At 62.4% G+C, this 17,068-nt stretch carries 13 protein-coding genes and 7 tRNA genes; 4 read left to right on the top strand and 16 right to left on the bottom strand.

Annotated features, from left to right (window positions below):
• Positions 1-19 precede the first annotated feature (19 nt).
• The 16 genes from ACZ5EF_RS05660 to ACZ5EF_RS05585 all read right to left on the bottom strand — a co-directional run bounded on the left by ACZ5EF_RS05660 (position 20) and on the right by ACZ5EF_RS05585 (position 13,089).
• A complete protein-coding gene (locus tag ACZ5EF_RS05660) occupies positions 20-1,903 on the bottom strand; it encodes an ATP-dependent helicase (RefSeq protein ID WP_346061966.1) in 1,884 nt (627 codons plus the stop codon).
• A gap of 2 nt (positions 1,904-1,905) precedes the next feature.
• The gene (locus tag ACZ5EF_RS05655) at positions 1,906-3,870 is read right to left on the bottom strand and encodes an ATP-dependent nuclease (RefSeq protein ID WP_346061967.1); all 1,965 of its coding nucleotides are present in this window, start codon (positions 3,868-3,870) and stop codon (positions 1,906-1,908) included.
• A 63-nt stretch (positions 3,871-3,933) separates the two neighbouring features.
• Complete coding sequence (locus ACZ5EF_RS05650) at positions 3,934-4,404, bottom strand: hypothetical protein (RefSeq protein WP_464122981.1); 471 nt, start codon at positions 4,402-4,404, stop codon at positions 3,934-3,936.
• Positions 4,405-4,418: 14 nt separating this feature from the next.
• Entirely contained in the window at positions 4,419-7,397 is a 2,979-nt protein-coding gene (locus ACZ5EF_RS05645; protein WP_346061969.1) for a TrlF family AAA-like ATPase, read from the bottom strand.
• Positions 7,398-8,041: 644 nt separating this feature from the next.
• Positions 8,042-8,129, bottom strand: a tRNA-Ser gene (locus ACZ5EF_RS05640).
• A gap of 139 nt (positions 8,130-8,268) precedes the next feature.
• The gene (locus ACZ5EF_RS05635) at positions 8,269-8,766 is read right to left on the bottom strand and encodes a YiiD C-terminal domain-containing protein (protein WP_346061970.1); all 498 of its coding nucleotides are present in this window, start codon (positions 8,764-8,766) and stop codon (positions 8,269-8,271) included.
• Between the two features lie 2 nt (positions 8,767-8,768).
• Positions 8,769-9,329 carry a nitroreductase family protein gene (locus ACZ5EF_RS05630; RefSeq protein WP_346061971.1) on the bottom strand — a complete coding sequence of 187 codons (561 nt, stop codon included), beginning with the start codon at positions 9,327-9,329 and terminating at the stop codon, positions 8,769-8,771.
• Between the two features lie 72 nt (positions 9,330-9,401).
• Positions 9,402-10,238 carry an NADPH-dependent 7-cyano-7-deazaguanine reductase QueF gene (queF, locus tag ACZ5EF_RS05625; RefSeq protein ID WP_346061972.1) on the bottom strand — a complete coding sequence of 279 codons (837 nt, stop codon included), beginning with the start codon at positions 10,236-10,238 and terminating at the stop codon, positions 9,402-9,404.
• Complete coding sequence (locus ACZ5EF_RS05620) at positions 10,235-11,008, bottom strand: ABC transporter permease (RefSeq protein ID WP_346061973.1); 774 nt, start codon at positions 11,006-11,008, stop codon at positions 10,235-10,237. Before ACZ5EF_RS05620 ends, queF begins: the two co-directional genes overlap by 4 nt.
• Complete coding sequence (locus ACZ5EF_RS05615; protein ID WP_346062045.1) at positions 11,005-11,958, bottom strand: ABC transporter ATP-binding protein; 954 nt, start codon at positions 11,956-11,958, stop codon at positions 11,005-11,007. The genes ACZ5EF_RS05620 and ACZ5EF_RS05615 overlap by 4 nt, the downstream gene beginning before the upstream one ends.
• Positions 11,959-12,425: 467 nt before the next feature.
• A tRNA-Gly gene (locus tag ACZ5EF_RS05610) sits at positions 12,426-12,500 on the bottom strand.
• A 21-nt stretch (positions 12,501-12,521) separates the two neighbouring features.
• A tRNA-Glu gene (locus tag ACZ5EF_RS05605) sits at positions 12,522-12,597 on the bottom strand.
• A gap of 18 nt (positions 12,598-12,615) precedes the next feature.
• Positions 12,616-12,690 (bottom strand) — tRNA-Gly (locus ACZ5EF_RS05600).
• 31 nt (positions 12,691-12,721) lie between these two features.
• A tRNA-Glu gene (locus ACZ5EF_RS05595) sits at positions 12,722-12,797 on the bottom strand.
• A gap of 112 nt (positions 12,798-12,909) precedes the next feature.
• A tRNA-Gly gene (locus ACZ5EF_RS05590) sits at positions 12,910-12,984 on the bottom strand.
• A gap of 29 nt (positions 12,985-13,013) precedes the next feature.
• Positions 13,014-13,089 (bottom strand) — tRNA-Glu (locus ACZ5EF_RS05585).
• Positions 13,090-13,262: 173 nt separating this feature from the next.
• Here ACZ5EF_RS05585 and msrB point away from each other — a divergent pair.
• The 4 genes from msrB to htpX all read left to right on the top strand — a co-directional run bounded on the left by msrB (position 13,263) and on the right by htpX (position 17,050).
• A complete protein-coding gene (gene msrB / locus ACZ5EF_RS05580; RefSeq protein ID WP_346061974.1) occupies positions 13,263-13,664 on the top strand; it encodes a peptide-methionine (R)-S-oxide reductase MsrB in 402 nt (133 codons plus the stop codon).
• An 88-nt stretch (positions 13,665-13,752) separates the two neighbouring features.
• Positions 13,753-14,709: a ribosome biogenesis GTPase YlqF gene (gene ylqF, locus ACZ5EF_RS05575; protein WP_346061975.1), complete on the top strand. Its 957-nt coding sequence runs from the start codon at positions 13,753-13,755 to the stop codon at positions 14,707-14,709.
• 55 nt (positions 14,710-14,764) lie between these two features.
• Positions 14,765-16,003 carry a pyridoxal phosphate-dependent aminotransferase gene (locus tag ACZ5EF_RS05570; protein WP_346061976.1) on the top strand — a complete coding sequence of 413 codons (1,239 nt, stop codon included), beginning with the start codon at positions 14,765-14,767 and terminating at the stop codon, positions 16,001-16,003.
• A 144-nt stretch (positions 16,004-16,147) separates the two neighbouring features.
• Entirely contained in the window at positions 16,148-17,050 is a 903-nt protein-coding gene (gene htpX / locus ACZ5EF_RS05565; protein ID WP_346061977.1) for a protease HtpX, read from the top strand.
• Positions 17,051-17,068: the final 18 nt, after the last annotated feature.

Raw genomic sequence — 17,068 nt, 5'->3', positions numbered from 1 at the left:
ACCAAACTCTACGCGATGTTCATATCGCCACCTCCGGCACGCCCGCATCAGTGAGGAGCTGAAATAACTCGGCCACGCGCTGCCGCCGTCCACGCTCCCGGCAGAACGAAAATATCGCTCGCTGTTTGGCACGGGAGAGCGCCACAAAAAACGTTGCCAGGCCTTCTGGATCGCCAGGTCTGTGCGCCCACCATGCCTGATCGTCGAGGCCAACGAAGACGATTGTGTCGTATTCCAGCCCCTTGCTCTTGTGGACTGTCATCAAGGGGATCTGTCCAACCCCTTCGAACGCATCCAGGCACTCACCCCACGTCGTTGCGCCGGGCGCTGATGCGGCTAGGTGCTGCTGAAAGGCATCCACCATGATAGCGAGAAGGTCACCGGAAGCATATTCGAGGTAGGTACGAGCGACAGCTGCCACATCAAGGAATGCGAGAACTTGATCGGCCAAGGCCACAGTGTTTTCAACTGTTGGCGGTGTGTTGGCCATTTCGGCGCGCAACGTCGTTAGGAATGCTGTGAGCTCTGCTTCGGTTCGCGCCTCTGCTACATCGTCACCAGATGCGACCGCGCGGATTTCTAACAAGGCCGCTGAGCAAAGTTGCCAAGCATCCGGAGCGCGGCGGGTCGCACCCAGCCGGAGGAGAGCGACACCGATCTTCGCAAACGTGTCGGAAAGAAGGTCCTGGAGTGTTGTGCGGCCCAGCGTGTGACTCTCGTTCCGCAGCCGCAGGGCTGTGAGGGCCAGTGGTGCTGCCAGATCGGCCTCGAAATCGTCTGATTTTTGCTTGACCAGGATGGCGTAATCGCGGGGTACCCGGCCGCGTATTGCCATGTCATCTACCAGCCATTGTGCAAGATGTTCGGCCTCGCGCGCTGTCGTGGGGCTGTGCCAGACTTGTGCCACTTCCCCATCCACCTGGCGTGCGGCCCGGGCAATCGTTGGCATCGCGGTCGGGTCGAGCGCACGCGCCACAACATGTTGAATGTGAACGAGGTCCGGCGAAGATCGGAAATTGAAGAGTAGCGGAATCCTGACGGCTGTGAAATCGGTGGCAAAACGGTCGAACGCGTCGATCCGTGCCCCAGCCCAGGTCATAATTCGTTGCTTGTCGTCACCAACGGCTGTGACAGCGTTGTTCGCACCGCCAAAGGCCGAGAGCAGGAAGTCATACTGGGCGTAAGTCGTATCCTGGAACTCATCGACGAAGACGAAGGGATAGGTCAGTTGCAAGGCGCGCCGGATATGCGGATAGGAGCGCAGCAACAATTCGGCGAGCCTGTTGAGGCTGACAAAGCTAAGGGCAGACCGGGGCTGAGCTCCGAGCTGATCCGACCACCAACGGTGGATCGTGAACTCTTTGCCAGTTTGCGGCGCCGGGCGCACGATTGGCAGGCGGTATGCACCAACATGCCGAGATTCGAAGTTACCTGCTCCCAGGCCCGCGACTTCGGCCAGCCACTCCTCCGGAGCATTCAGGCGGGCAAGATCTAGGAAACTCGAAACCTGACGAAAAGCTGGAAAAGCAATGTCATAGGGGTGGCTGGGCCTCCAATCGGCGGGTATCGCAGTCAAGAACCGGTCCACTAGACTCTTCGTAAAGGCATCGAAGGTCAGTGAGGTGAAGCGGTTCGACAGTTCGGGTGGGCAACGCTTCCGCACGCGGGCTGCGAGATTACTCGCTGCGTCACTCTTGAACGAGATCGCCAACACCCGATACGGCGCCGGGCATAATCCTGTCTCGAGCAGGTAAACAGCCCGCTGAGCGAGAAACTCGGTTTTGCCGGCGCCAGGCCCTGCAACGACACATGTAGATCCAGTCTGACGCAGCGCACGCCAGGCGTCCGGCTCGAGGTCGTCGATACCACGCGGTCGCCAATCTTGAGCACGGACGAGCATCATGATCAGGCCTCCGGCTGTGGAGCTGGCGTCAAGCGGTTGGCAATAGACGTTAGAAGTGCTCTGAGTTCGTCAGGGGCGTGAGTCATCAGGGCTTCAGGTGTCTGAGAACTCAGGGCGCGGACGTGCGTGCTCGGCTTGCCTCGGCCGAGAAACAAGTAGCGATACCATCGCAGGAGCAGCTCCTGGTCCGCCGCGTAGAGGTCGCCTCTCCCCTGTTCGCCGAAGACAGCAGCCCGCGGCTCTCCCCTTGGGGAGGGACCCAGCCTTCCCTGCTCGGTAACCTGATAGGCCGCAGGAAACGCTCGTAACATGGAATAATCGAGATCTAGAGGGGAAGAAAAGAACACGTTATGTCGACGCAAAGCATACGCCCATTCTGCAATACCGGCGTAATCCTCAATCGCATTAGCGTCGAAGGTCGCAAGATTTGCTGAGGGATTGGCCAGGTTGGGTTGGGCGAAAATCTCTTGCACTGGGACGCCAATCTCCAAAAGCTGCGTGCAGACAGTCTTAATACGACCCCAGCCGCCGCCATCGCGGCCCCAATCCAGATCGAGTAGCGTCGCATACGGGATGTCGAGATCGGTTAGAAGCCGCCACAGGTGATTAACGTGACGACCGCCAAGAGGGACGACAGCGACGAAGGAACGGTCGATATCGAGACCCATCGCCTTGGCAAGGCGCGGCAGCACCACTTCTTCGGAAGCGCCTTCGCCAAGAACGGCGAAGCGAGAGAAATAGAGCTCCGGATAGCTTCGTACCGCCTCTCGCACGAATTTCGAGGCATCCTCATGACCCGCCGGTAGGCGAATAACGCGAACCTGAGCCGTTCGATCTGCTGGATTGAGACGGAAGTGGCGAACTTGAGACGGATCGACTCGGGCCAAGATGCTTGCGGAATGGCTTGAGACCACAGCTTGCGCGCGGCCTCCGCTCGTTAGGTCTTCGATCTGCCGGATGATGCGGGAGAGATAGAAAGGCGCGAGGTTGTTCTCAGGCTCTTCCACTGCGATGAGGGTCAAGGCCGGCAGGGGAACTCCGCCCGGCTGGAATCCTGCAGCGACCGGGTCCGCGGCAATGCTGGCTTCAACGTCCAGCGTCGCGGCCGTCATCGCTAGATGGAAAAGCGACCGTTGCCCGTCGCTGAGATCTTCGAGCGCTCGCTCACGGCCAGCTTCATCGGGGCGAAAAACCACCTCGACCTTGCGTATGAACTCCTGAAATCGCAGGTCGACCGGGCGAAACAGCGGCGTGGTGTCTGTCCCAGCCGTGTGAACTTCCTGCCAACGCCGCTGAACGGTGTCTACGACGACATCGACAGCGGCTTCGGCTGCGAATGCACTGTTGAGGGTTGCACCGGCATCGGCAAAAGTCTCTTTGACACCCTGTGACCAGTTGATCGCCCTCCAGAGCCGGCCGCGTAAAAAAGCCGTCACTTGGGATGCGCCGTCGCGTGACGCGGGCACATAGATCATTTGGATTCGCGCTCTGTCGATTGCCTTCAACTCGATACAATCGGCTTCCGTGAAAGGACCGAACGTGCGAACGGCCCAATATTTCTGCTCGATCGTCCCTTCGAGCGAACCATCGTCCGTCCAAGTAGCCCCTAGAAACAGCCGGCACTTCAGCCTTCCGGAATTGTCAGCGACCATCTGCTGGAAAAACTCTGGAATAGCTCTAACATCCGCGTCATCAGCATCCAACTCGGGAAACGCAAGGATCGCTTCTATTGCTAGCGTGCGTTGGAGCGGGGCGTCCAATTCAGCAGCCGGTATGTGGAAGTCCTGACGGCGAAGGCGGCGTTGATCGCCAGTGATTCCAAAAAGGCGCTGAAGTGCCTGCATCACAGCCGTTTTGCCTGCGCCATTGACGCCAACGAAGGTTGTGAGGCCATGGGTTAGATCAATCGTTGTCGACTCTGGCCCGAAGCAACGGAAGTTGGTCAAAACGAGCTCTTCAATGAACATCAGTGTGCGCCCTCCCAAGAGTTGCGCCCAAAGGCTTAAAAAATAAGGCGCGAAGAGCTAACATTATCTAACGGTACGTTTCCTAACCACGGTCTGGCTCACGATCCGTCGATTGATTTTGACTTTCCACGCCATCTGTGCAGCCGAAAGGTTTCTCTTTCGCATGATTTGTTTGAGGAATGTGTACTCATTTTCGCCATAGAGGTAACCCATTCGATAGGCATGCTCTATCAAGTCGCTGTTCGCGTTGGCAGTGAGATCTTTCGAAATCCGCTTCAAACCGTCAAAAAGGTTCCCGGTGTCGATCTGAATAAAGCGCTTAATGCAGATATTGCCGACATACGTCTCATTGCTGTTCAGGCGATTGCGGATATAGCAGTGCTCTTTGATATCTTTGCCGCACGGGCACTGATCGAATTCCTCACTGATCTCCACGGCGACGAGTGACCACTCTTTCCGGGCCACGTCGAAACTTCGCGACACGGACAAGGGCAGGATGTGCGCTTTCAGTCTCTCGAAATTATGCCCCTCCATGATTGCGCCCTCATCTACATCTGGACGCGCAAGCGCCGCGCGCGCTCGCGGAAGGCTGCTTCGCCGCCTTCGAGTATTTCGCACACAAGCCGCCGGATCGTCGGGTTCTCCAAGCCGCCGCTCTGGTAGGTGATTTCCGGCAGCATGCCTGGACGGTGCGGACCACAGGTTGCGACAATCACCTGATCGGCATCAGTATTGACCACCAGGTTGGCGTTGTGTGTGACGATAATAATCTGGCGGCGCTGCTTGGCCCACCGGAACCGTTCGACCAACTCGTCGAAAATAGACTTCGGATCTAGATTCTCTTCGGGTTGGTCGATAATCAGAGGCCGATCGTCGTCTCGGTCGATCGCGAGATAGAGCAAGAGCAGGACGATGCCGCGAGTGCCGGGTGAGAGTTGCTCGATATTGACACCTTCATACTGGACACCGTAGCTGACCGTTATGTGGTCGGTGCCATAGAGCCAGTTGGAAATTCGCCCGGCCCATTCACGGAAAGCCTGAGGATCGCTGCGCTCAACCGGCGCGTGTTCGACAAGATCGCGTTCATGCGCTTCGCGAAAACGGGACATCGCCTCGGCGACATCGGCGCTCGTTCCCGACTCCCATGCGGCTTGCAGCTCTGATTGCGCGGCGGCCAGCAGTGCGCCGCGTCCCTTGAACGGCCCAGATTTTCGCAGGTCGAGGAGGTCCTCACCTTGCTGAGCCCAGGCGGTGATGTCGACAGCTCGGCGAATAGCGAAGGAGAGTTTTCCGAGAGCGCCTTCCTCTTCCTCGAGCCGAGTCTTCAGCGGTGCGTAGAGGGCGGACAGCTCGCGCTCCTCGTCGACGATGCCGTCGAAGACAGACGCATAGCTGTCGCGGCGCGACTGGATCAATTCCTTGATCCGCTCGTCAGCTTTTTGGGCGTTCTCAATGTCCCGATCAAGCTTGGCGAGTGCAGCCTCATCGCGGGAGATCTTTTCCGACAGGCGCGCGAAGGCCTTTGCATTCTCGGTGTCGATACCGATCAAGGCGTGCAGGCGGGCCACCTCTTTATTCAGGAGGCTCAGCGTGTTCTGTTCGAGAGCGACGCTATCCGGTAGAAGCGATGTTGGGCTAGGAGGGTTTCCAGACGCGATTGTGATCTCGCCCACTGCTGGGCCTGACATCGTGCGTATGCTCCCGTCGATTTCCTTGATTGCGGTATCGAGGATCGTGTCAACGTCACCGGAGAATTCCAGCAGGAATGCCTTCCAGTGATCGGCGGAAAGACCCGCCTCTGGATGGGCTAGCTGGAGCTGTCGCAGGCGAGCTGGAGCCTTGGTCTTGCGCGTGTCGTCGACCTCACCCTTCAGGGCGAGCAGCGCCTGCCGTCGCCGCTGGGCCTGCTCGACCTGGAAACGCACGGACTCGGCCGCCGTGGACGCTTCGTCGAGGCGTTTGGCGCGTTCCTCGCCACCTTTGCCAATCAGACTGCTACGGTCGCGCTTGTCTTTGACGATCGAGACAGCCTTCTCCGCGCGCTGCTTTTTCAGGCCTGGCAGGCTCGCCTTGCGCTCACGCTCAATGTTAAGTTCTGACGCTGCTTCAGCGAGCGCATCCTCATGGCACCGCCTAAGCGCTCGGCCGCGCGCGGCGCGCAGGCCGAGCAATTCCCGGAAGGTCGTCGTGCCCATACGATCTTCGGCGGGGTGGGCCTGATAGATGACCCGCTCGACTTCGGCAAGCAGCTCGTCGGTGACGCCTTCGGCAGAGCAGAGGTTGTCAACGAACTGCTGCGAGAGATATTGGACCCGCGGTGAGTCGAGGATGTCTTCCATCTCGACATGCCGGAGTTCGTTTGAGGTCGGACCTCCGTCCTCCCAGATGAGCCGCGCAGAGGTTTCGCCGAGATGGTCCTTGGCACGACGAATGAAGGATCGTTCGCTCAGATGGGGCGACAGCGCGTAGCCACCGGCCGTGACGATGTCCGCCAACGCCGTTTTACCGGAGCCGCGCGCACCGATAATGCCGACCAAGCCCGCATTAAGCGGGATGCTCGGCGTAATAAGCCATGGAGCGTTGGACACGTCGACGTTTGTCACGACCTGAGACGGTAGGGCGCCACGCGGCGGCGCATGACCGATGAAGGAGCGCACCTCAGGTTCGAGGCAGGTCTGACGGAGGGATTCGAAGGTTAGATCGCCCTTGATCCAACAGTATCGATCATGCTCCACGACACCGACGTCGTCGGGACTGTGAGCATCGCTACCATGGAGGCACGGCTTTCTGCCGTTCCAATCGGACACGAGCTTTTCGACCGAGACCACGCCCTGGCCGAGCCAGAATGCTCGCTGCTTAGGCTGCGAGGAGAAGATGATGTGAGCTGTTCGCTCGATCTCCTTACGCAAGGTGGCGAGCGAGGGGTCGCTCTGAAGACCGGACGTACCATCTTTGCTGCCCGACGCCACCGCGATGAGAACGTTGTCCTGCGCCCAAGTGCTCTTCTTCCACTCGGCGCGGAGCTCGTCGGGGTTTACCTTGAACTGGTTGGCGCCGGCCGCGAAGGCGGCCCGCTCGTCAGTGAGCGTCTTGTCGTGAGCGCGGCCGAGGCGGATGAGGTCCGACCGATCGCAGCGATAGGATTCGCCGTGCGCGGTGAAGGTCAAGGCGCGCAAAAAGCGCCGAATTTGGTCGACATGCTCAGGATCATCGGGCGAGACGAGAAGGTGGAAGTTGATCGGCGATCCCTTGCCGGTCCCGATCCCATATCGCAGCTCTACATTGGGAAAGATGAGGTCCACCTCGGCGAGGCGGCCCGCTCTCCTATGCGCCAGAATATCCTCGTAAACGTCGACGCTGTAATAGTCGGTTATGCCGAGCGCCCGGATCCGGGGCGAAGAGGTTTCAACCCGCGTGAGGAACTGCTCCCATGCATCGTCGCCACGATACTGATTGTTGAAGACCGTCCCCGGCGCGTGGATGTGAGGGTCCCACCGGTGCCACTTCGAGCCGCCAGGATCGCGCATTCCGGTTGACTCCCTGCTCATCAGGCCACCCACAGCGGATTTAAAGCCATCATTTTACCTTCCTTTGCAATCCCTAATGCCTCAGGCAGATTAGCATCTCCATCATGTACCTGCTCGATGACAAATAGACCTTAGCACACAGCCCCCTCGGCATCGGCCTACCGTAACCCCTCAAAGCTCTCCAACCGCGCCGCTCGGCTATGACGGCGTCTGCGTGCTCCATCGCACCGAACTAGGCGACGCCTGGGGCGTGAGGCATCGGCTCGTCGAGCTCCGGGCCATCATGGGCATCCGCACAGCTGGGATCTCGCCCAGTCCATCCCAAGCGCCTATGCCGGCTGTTGTCTCAGCGTTAGAGGTGATCATCAAGCGAGCTATGCGCCACACCGCTCAAAACACTTAGGGCGACAGTACCGAAAGTGGGGCCAACTGTCATTCCTGTACACACAGATGCACGACCATCGTGTGATCAGCTGCCGGGCCAGGAGGGCCATCGAGTGAGATACTTGAGAGAGGCGAAAAGCTGTCCGGCAGTGTCCTGAGCGGGCCAAGGAAAGCCAGACGCAAGGTGTGGGTCAAAGTGTGGGTCGGGAGGATATACAAAAAGAAAAAGCCGCTGAAATCAGCGGCTTAATCGTAATTTTTGGCGGAGGGGGAGGGATTCGAACCCTCGAAGCCTTTCGACTTACACACTTTCCAGGCGTGCTCCTTCGACCACTCGGACACCCCTCCGCATTGTGGTTCTCGGGCTTTGGCGCGTGGCCTTTCGCTCAAGAACGGCGCGTATGTTATCGATATAAGTCTTCGATTGCAAGCCGTTTTTTGGAAAACCCGCTGCGCCCGGTGAGCCCCCGATCCGCGTCAGTCGGCGTCAGGGCAGTACAACGTAGTCGCCGCGGGCCTCCAGGCAGAGGGTATCGCCACAATGGAGGCGCTGGTTCAGGGCGAGTCGGCCGCGGCCCTTGGCGGCGAGGCGCTCGGCCAACTGGGCCGAGCCGTCGTGTCGCTCGGGACGACACTCCAGGCGATAGTCGCCGCTGACCGGGGCCAGGAAGCGCTGGCCGGCCTCGGCCACCACCACGTCCTGGGCGCGCCCCTGGCGGCGCAGCCAGAGGGTGGTCCAGCACCAGCCCAGCAGGGTGGCCTGGGCGGTCAGGGCGCCGCCGAAGCCGGTGCCCTTGTCGTTCAGGTTGGGCGCGAGCGCCAGCTCCCAGACCAGGGCCTCCCCCTCCCAGCGCATGGCGCGGATGCCCAGGTGCCGGACCAGGGGAATCGCCTCCCCCAGCCAGGCGAGGAAGGCGTCCAGATCCTCGTCCTGTCCCGCCGGCGGCAGCGGCAGGCGCGGATGGGGTTGGCCCGGCAATCGCATGCTCAGCTCCAGCGTTCGACGAAGTCGGCGGGGTCACGACTGGGCAGCGGCTTGTGGCGACCGGCCAGCTGGCCCAGGTAGATAAAGCCCACCAGCTCGTCCTCTTCACCGAGGCCGAGGCCCTTGTGCACGGTGGTATCGAAGGCGTAGTGGCCGGTGCGCCACATGGCCCCCAGGCCCTGGGCATAGGCCGCCAGCAGGATGCCCTGGGCGGCGCAGCCGGCGGAGATCACCTGTTCCAGCTTGGGCACCTTGGGGATGTCCGGGCGCACCTTGGCGATCACCGCGATGATCATCGGCGCCCGCTTGGGCTTCTTGCGGGCGGCGTCCAGGGCGGCGTCGTCGATATGCGGGTCGGCGCGGTACTCCGCCTCGGCGAAGAGCTCACCGAGGCGGTCGAGCCCTTCGCCGGAGAACTCGATAAAGCGCCAGGGGGTGAGTTCCTTGTGGTCCGGCGCACGCAGGGCGGCGCGGTAGATCACCTCGAGCTGCTCGGGGCTGGGGGGCGGGCCCATCAGCTTGCCCATGGAGCTGCGCTCGTGCAGCAGGGAAATGGCATCCATCCGCTCTGTCTCCAGATCCAATGAGAAAAGTTCTCGGTAGGCCTTGGCGGCCACTCTAGCACCGCCCGGGGCTTACTGTCGTGCCAGGCGCAGCGGCAGCGGCGGCGTCTCGCCGAGGGTGCCACGCCAGGGGCTGATGTCCAGGCCGCCGCGGCGCACGTAGCGCGCCATTACCAAGAGCCGCTCGGGGCGGGCCCGGGCCAGTAGGTCGGTGAAGATATGCTCCACGCAGTGCTCGTGGAAGTCCTGGTGCTGGCGATAGGAGATCAGGTAGCGCAACAGCCCCTCCCGGTCGAGGCGGGGCCCCCGGTAGCGGATCAAGACGCTGCCCCAGTCGGGCTGGCCGGTGACCGGGCAGTTGGACTTGAGCAGGTGGGAGTGGAGGGTCTCCTCGACGACCTCCTCCCCCACCACCAGGTGCTCGGCGCTGGGGGTGTAGTCGTTGACCTCGATATCCAGGTCGTCGAGGCAGTCGCCGGGCAGCCGCTGCGGCGCCAGCGCCGCATCGTCTACGCCGAAGAGTTCCACCGTCACGGGGGCGCCGGCGGCGGCGGCCAGGTCGGCCTCGAGGGTGGCGATCAGCGCCTCGCGGCTCTCGAGTCGGGTCTGGTTGAAGCTATTGAGGTAGAGCTTCCAGGACTTGGACTCGATCAGGTTCGGCGAGTCCGCCGGCAGCCGGAAGCGCGCCACGGCGACCACGGGCTTGCCGCGGGCATTGAGCCAGGAGAGCTCGAAGGCGTGCCATTCGTCCTCGCCGACGAAGGGCAGTTGGCCCTCCTCGATCCCCAGGGGCGCGCGATTGGCGGCCCGGGGAATGGGATAAAGCAGCCCGGCGTCGTAGTGCTCGGGGTAGGCGGAGTCACGCCCCAGGGGGGCGTGCTCGAGGGTGTCGGGACGGTGACTTGTCATGAGCGAATACCTTTACCGCGCTCCAGCATCCACAGGGCGATGGCGAAGAGCACCAGAATGAAACAGAGGATGGCCGCCAGGGCCCAGCCCACGGGAATATCGGAGACGCCGAGGAAGCCGTAGCGGAATACATTGACCATATAGAGGATGGGGTTGAGCAGCGACACCCCCTGCCAGAAGCTCGGCAGCAGGGAGATGGAGTAGAAGACCCCGCCCAGGTAGGTCAGGGGCGTCAGCACGAAGGTGGGCACGATGGAGATATCGTCGAACTTGTCCGCCAGCAGGGCATTGATAAAGCCGCCGAGGGAGAACAGCGCCGCGGTCAGCACCACCACGGCGATGGTCAGCAGCGGGTGCGCCACGCTCAGCCGGGTAAAGAACAGCGAGACGATCGTCACGATCACCCCTACCCCCAGGCCCCGGGCCATGCCCCCCAGCACGAAGCCGGAGAGGATCACCCAGTTGGGCATGGGCGAGACCATCATCTCTTCGATACTGCGCTGGAACTTGTTGGAGAAGAAGCTCGAGGCCACGTTGGAGTAGCTGTTGGTGATCACCGACATCATGATCAGCCCCGGCACGATGAAGTCCATGTAGCCGAAGCCATCCATCTCGCCGATCCGCGAGCCGATCAGGCTGCCGAAGATGATGAAGTACATGGTCATGGTAATCGACGGCGGCAGCAGGGTCTGCGGCCAGATACGGGTAAAGCGCTTGATCTCCTTGACCAGCAGGGTCCAGAGGGCGATGGCGATCTGCTGTGGACTCATGCCTGACCCTCCGCCTTGGCGGTGGCGGCATTGCCCTGCTCCACCATGGAGACGAACATCTCTTCCAGGCGGTTGGCGCGGTTGCGCATGGAGACCACCTCGATGCCCCGGTCGTTGAGGGCGGCGAAGACGTCATTCAGGCGCTGGCCACGATGCACCGCCACCGCCAGTTGGGCCGGCTCGCTGAGGCTGACCTCGAAGCCCTCGACCGCGGGAGCCTCGGCCAGGGGGCGGGCCAGGTCGAGCAGGAAGGTCTCGGTGTCGAGCTCGGCGAGCAGCTCGCGCACGCCGGTATTACGGATGATCTCGCCGTGGTTGATGATCGCCACATTGCGGCACAGGCTCTCCGCCTCCTCCAGGTAGTGGGTGGTCAGGATAATGGTGGTGCCCTCCTCCCGGTTGATGCGGCGCATGTAGTCCCACATGCTGCGGCGCAGTTCGATATCCACCCCGGCGGTGGGCTCGTCGAGGATCAGCAGCCGGGGGCGGTGCATCAGGGCGCGGGCGATCATCAGCCGGCGCTTCATGCCTCCGGAAAGCATCCGGGCGCTGCCATTACGCTTGTCCCACAGCCCCAGGTCCCGGAGCAGCTCCTCCGCCCGGGGCAGCGCCTCGCGGCGCGGCATGCCGTAGTAGCCGGCCTGGGCCAGGACGATATCGATCACCTTCTCGAACTGGTTGAAGTTGAACTCCTGGGGCACCACGCCCAGGTGGTACTTGGCGCGGGCGAAGTCGCGATCGATATCGGTGCCGAAGATCTCGACCTTGCCGTCGCTCTTCTGCACCAGGGAGCTGACCACCCCCAGGGTGGTGGACTTGCCGGCGCCATTGGGGCCCAGCAGGGCGAAGAAGTCGCCCTCGGCCACCTCCAGATCGATGCCCTTGAGGGCCTGGAAGCCGTTGGCGTAGACCTTGGTCAGGCCGCGTATGGACAGGGCCGGAATGGACAGGGCCGAGTCGGCCATGAAGTCACCTCTGCGTCACTCATTAGGCTACAAATTATGTGGGCCAGCGCGCCGATTGCAATGCCGAGAGAGGAAGTGGGGCTCGAAGCCCGGGCGAGGAAGCCGCTATCAGGGGAGAAAAACAAAAAATCCACTTAGGCAATTGCCTGGCGGCTTCTTTAGACAGGTCGATTGGAGCGGGAAACGAGATCGATCGGACCTGCGCACCGGCTCGTGACCCGAGCCTTGGCTGTACAAGCAAAAAAACCGCCTAGGCAAGTGCCTGGCAGTTCCTTAAAGAATCGATTGGAGCGGGAAACGAGATCGACCGGGCTGGCGTACCAGCTCGTGACCCGAGTCTTGGCTCTTGAAATCCATGGAGTATCGATTGGAGCGGGAAACGAGATTCGACCGGGCTGGCGTTCCAGCTCGTGAACCCGAGCCTTGGCTCTCAAAATCCTTGGAGTATCGATTGGAGCGGGAAACGAGATTCGAACTCGCGACCCTCGCCTTGGCAAGGCGATGCTCTACCACTGAGCTATTCCCGCTAATCATCGATGTGTGCGAAGTGGCGTCCCATAGGGGGTTCGAACCCCTGTTACCGCCGTGAAAGGGCGGTGTCCTAGGCCACTAGACGAATGGGACGCAGTAGCTTGTAAAAGCTGGAGCGGGAAACGAGATTCGAACTCGCGACCCTCGCCTTGGCAAGGCGATGCTCTACCACTGAGCTATTCCCGCTGATGCTTGCTTCGCCTCGGATGGATCGAAGTGGCGTCCCATAGGGGGTTCGAACCCCTGTTACCGCCGTGAAAGGGCGGTGTCCTAGACCACTAGACGAATGGGACGCATAGCTTTTCAGCTGCTTCCAGACCGAAGCCTGGAGCGGGAAACGAGATCGACCGGGCTGGCGTACCAGCTCGCGACCCTGTGCCGCCGCTTCATTACCAGGCCGAAGCCTGGAGCGGGAAACGAGATTCGAACTCGCGACCCTCGCCTTGGCAAGGCGATGCTCTACCACTGAGCTATTCCCGCTTTTTCGATCATCCTACCGCGCCGAGGAGTGGCGTCCCATAGGGGGTTCGAACCCCTGTTACCGCCGTGAAAGGGCGGTGTCCTAGACCACTAGACGAATGGGACGCTGCCTTGCCTCGTCGAGGTGGCGCGTATATTACTGAGCGGGTCCTAGGGTGTCAAGCCTCTGGTTAAGCGCCAATTTTTGGCCTCGAGAAGCTACCCTATAGATGGGGCCATCGGCCGCCCCCGACCCTGCCGCCCCGCGGCGGCGACCGGCAGCAGCCAGAGAGGACGCCATGCGCAAGAAGATCGAGAAGAGTGACGCCGAATGGCGCAGCCAACTCACCCCCGAGCAGTTCCATGTGACTCGCGAGAAGGGCACCGAGCCGCCCTTCAGCGGCGACTACCGGGTCAACGATGCCCAGGGCATCTACCACTGCGTCTGTTGTCATGCTCCCCTGTTCGAGAATGAGCACAAGTTCGATGCCGGCTGTGGCTGGCCCAGCTTCGACCGCCCACTCGGCAAGTCATCGGTGGAGGAGCATCCGGACACTACCCACGGCATGGTGCGCACCGAGGTGGTCTGTGCCCACTGCGATGCTCACCTGGGGCATGTCTTCGAGGATGGCCCCGCCGAGAGCACCGGGCTGCGCTACTGCATCAACTCACTGGCCATCAGTTTCCACGAAGGGGAATAGTCTCCAGACACGCTGAGTTGAAGCAGCGCCGACGGCCGTTCATCTGCTAAGATGAACGGCCGTTTTTTCTGCCCAGGAGACACGCATCATGCTCGGCTGGTACCCGGGACACATGCACAAGGCGCGCCGCCAGATCACCGAGGCCCTGCCCGAGATCGACGTGGTACTGGAGGTGCTCGATGCCCGCCTGCCCTACTCCAGCGCCAACCCCATGCTGGCCGAACTGACCCAGCACAAGCCGGTGCTCAAGCTGCTGTCCCGGGCCGATCTGGCCGACCCGGTGCGCACCCAGGAGTGGGTCGACTATTTCGATGGCCTGCCGGACACCCGCGCCCTGGCGGTGACCACCACCCAGGCCCGGGAGCTCAAGGGCATCCCCAAGCTGTGCCATGTCCTGGCCGGCCAGGTACGCGCCGACCGCGATGTGCGGGTCATGGTGATGGGCATTCCCAATGTGGGAAAGTCGACCTTGATCAATGGCCTGGCGGGCCGCAAGATCGCCAAGACCGGTAACGAGCCGGCGGTCACCAAGCGCCAGCAGAAGGTGCGCATCGACGGCCGGGTGGCGCTGATCGACACCCCGGGGGTGCTGTGGCCGAAGATCGAGGATCAGGCCAGTGCCTTCCGTCTGGCCGCCAGCGGCGCCATTCGCGATACCGCCATCGACTATGTGGAGGTGGCCATCGTCACCGCGGCGGAGCTGGCCAAGCGCTATCCCGAGGCCCTGACGAGCCGCTACAAGCTCAAGGCCCTGCCCGCCTATGCCGCCAACCCGGAGGCCGAGGCGGTGGATGCCGATGGTCCCCGTCGCCTCGACCTGCTGGCCCTGGCCGGTTTCGATGGCCATGCCATCCTCACCGAGATCGCCGCCAAGCGCGGTGGCCTGCGCCCCGGTGGCGAGGTCGACCTGCACCGCGGTGCCGAGGTGCTGCTGCATGAGCTACGCGCCGGCAAGCTGGGTCGCCTGAGCCTGGAGACCCCGGCGGATATTCCCCCGGAGCCGGCCGCCGAGGACGAGACGCCGGACTCGCCAACAGATTCCTAGATGACAACGCTCGGGGGCGCCGCGCCCCCGACTGGACAGCGGATTCCCAACGCCCATGGACACCCCCCCCCCGATCAAGAAGTCACACAAGCTGCATAACGTCTGCTACGACATCCGCGGCCCGGTGCTCGACCATGCCAAGCGCCTGGAAGAGGAAGGCCAGCGGGTGCTCAAGCTGAATATCGGCAACCCCGCGCCCTTTGGCTTCGAGGCCCCGGAGGAGATCCTCCAGGACGTGATGCGCAACCTGCCCACCGCCCAGGGGTACTGCGACTCCAAGGGGCTCTATTCGGCGCGCAAGGCGATCATGCAGGAGTGCCAGCGCAAGCAGATTCCCCATGTCGGCATCGAGGACGTCTATATCGGCAACGGGGTCTCCGAGCTGATCGTGATGGCCATGCAGGCGCTGCTCAACGACGGCGACGAGGTACTGATCCCGGCCCCGGACTATCCGCTATGGACCGCCGCCGCCAACCTGGCCGGCGGTCGCGCCGTGCACTACCTGTGCGACGAGCAGGCGGACTGGGCCCCGGACCTGGAGGATATCCGCGCCAAGGTGACCGGCCATACCCGGGCCATCGTGATCATCAACCCCAACAACCCCACCGGCGCCGTCTACCCGCCGGAGGTTGTCAGGGAGATCCTGGAGATCGCCCGGGAGCACGACCTGATCGTGTTCTCCGACGAGATCTACGACAAGATCCTCTACGACGGGGTGGAGCACGTCTCCACCGGGGCCCTGGCCGGCGACGACCAGCTGGTGGTGACCCTCAACGGCCTCTCCAAGAGCTACCGCTGCGCCGGCTTCCGCTCCGGCTGGATGATCCTCTCCGGCCAGGTGGCCATGCAGCGCGCCGCCGACTTTATCCAGGGCATCAATATGCTGGCGTCGATGCGCCTGTGCGCCAATGTGCCGGCCCAGCATGCCATCCAGACGGCGCTGGGCGGCTACCAGTCGATCAACGACCTGATCCTGCCCGGCGGGCGCCTGCTGGCCCAACGCGATATCACCGTGGAGAAGCTCAACGCCATCCCCGGGGTCAGCTGCGTCAAGCCCAAGGGCGCCCTCTACGCCTTCCCGCGCCTGGACCCGGCGGTCTACCCCATCGCCGACGACGAGAAACTGGTGCTGGACCTGCTGCTGCAGGAGAAGATCCTGCTGGTGCAGGGCACCGCCTTCAACTGGCCGGCGCCGGACCATGTGCGCATCGTCACCCTGCCCTGGGCCGATCAGTTGGGCGACGCCCTGGACCGCTTCGCGCGCTTCCTGGAGCGCTACCGCAAGGGGCTGTAGCACGGGGCGCCGAACCAGCGAGCTAACGGCTTGAAAGCGCACTTGAAACCCGCCGCCAAAGGCCGTATCTAATCGTCATTGCTTTTCCCGGGCGGCGGCATGCCGCCGCCCTCTGAGGTTGCCACTCCTACGGAGATTCCCCCGATGATGAGAATCCTGCTCTTCCTGGGCACCAACCTGGCGGTGATCGTCGTCGCCAGCATTACCCTGAGACTGCTGGGCGTCGAGCCCTACCTCAATGCCCAGGGCATCAACTTCAACAGCCTGCTGATCTTCTGCTTTATCTTCGGCATGGCCGGCTCGATGGTGTCGCTGTTCATTTCCAAGTGGATGGCCAAGCGTGGCACCGGCACCGTGATCATCGAGACCCCCTCCAATGCCACCGAGAAGTGGCTGCTGGACACCGTCGAGGAGCTCTCCCGGGAAGCCGGCATCAAGACGCCGGAGGTGGGCATCTTCCCCGCCCAGCAGTCCAACGCCTTCGCCACCGGCTGGAACAAGAACGACGCCCTGGTGGCGGTCTCCGCCGGCCTGCTCAACCGCATGCGTCCCGAAGAGGTCCGCGCGGTGCTGGCCCACGAGATCGGCCACGTGGCCAACGGTGACATGGTCACCCTAGCGCTGATCCAGGGGGTGGTGAACACCTTCGTGATGTTCTTCGCCCGGGTCGTCGCCCACCTGGTGGATCAGTTCCTGAAGAGCCGCACCGATGGCGAAGGCCTCGGCTTCATGGGCTACTTCGCGGTGGTGATCGTCGCCGAGATCGTCTTCGGTATCATCGCCTCGGCGGTGGTGGCCTGGTTCTCGCGTTTCCGGGAGTACCGCGCCGACGCGGCGGGGGCCCGGCTGGCCGGCTCCGGGGCCATGATCAACGCCCTGGCCCGCCTCAAGGCCGAGACCGAGCTGCCCGACCAGATGCCGGACACCCTGACCGCCTTCGCCATCACCACCGGCCGGACCCGCAAGATCATGGAGCGGCTCTTCGCCAGTCACCCGCCGCTGGATGATCGTATCCGCGCGCTCAAGGAAGCCGCCTATCGCCAGTAACTGCCAACCGGGGCGGGT

It is taken from the genome of Bisbaumannia salifodinae, assembly GCF_055388505.1.
This window is presented reverse-complemented; position numbering and strand designations above follow the sequence as displayed.